Below are 548 nucleotides of genomic sequence, written 5' to 3' on the forward strand. Positions count from 1 at the left end.
TTATTTTTCTCTAAAAACTCATTTAAAACTTTATCTGATATTGATTTTATAGAAGTATCTTTATCTAATGCCATCTGACTAAACCTTTTTTTGATCAGAGTATCAACTCTCATAGTTGAACTTTTAGCAACCGGTTTATAATTTTCTGTATACTTAACTGCTGAAGTGTCTATATCATCCAAAAAACCCTTTTTCTTTTGTTCTTCAAATTTTATATCATCTAAAAATCCTGACATTATGATCACCTATCCTTCTATTACTTCTATTCTTTCTACTAATTCTTTATATATCGCTTCTAACATATGCAATACTCTTTTATCGTGCGTATCTTTATCCCTAATACCTTCTGCACCAAACTTCTTAATTCTTTCTCTTTGAAATATTTGATTTTTAAATAAAGCATTTGAAAAAGTTTTTTTAGATATTTCTAGTATCTGTTCATCAATATTACCGTTTTTCTTAATTAATACTGGGATTGCACCTATTAATTCAAACGGCAAATTTGATTCCTTTTTTCTATCTCGTAAAAAGTTAACAAAAGACAAACT

Annotated in this window: 1 protein-coding gene and 1 pseudogene; both read right to left on the reverse strand. The window is 27.0% G+C overall.

Features of this window, described 5'->3' with window-relative positions; genetic code table 11:
- Positions 1-236: plasmid replication-associated protein (locus KA878_RS14110; RefSeq protein WP_210142274.1), on the reverse strand; the 236-nt coding region annotated here is incomplete at its 3' end.
- A 9-nt stretch (positions 237-245) separates the two neighbouring features.
- A pseudogene (locus tag KA878_RS14115) lies at positions 246-548 on the reverse strand (ParA family protein); the annotation flags it as partial.

Origin of the sequence: Staphylococcus sp. GDY8P57P (genome assembly GCF_017892585.1) — a bacterium.
In the GTDB taxonomy this organism is placed as follows: Bacteria; Bacillota; Bacilli; order Staphylococcales; family Staphylococcaceae; genus Staphylococcus; species Staphylococcus borealis.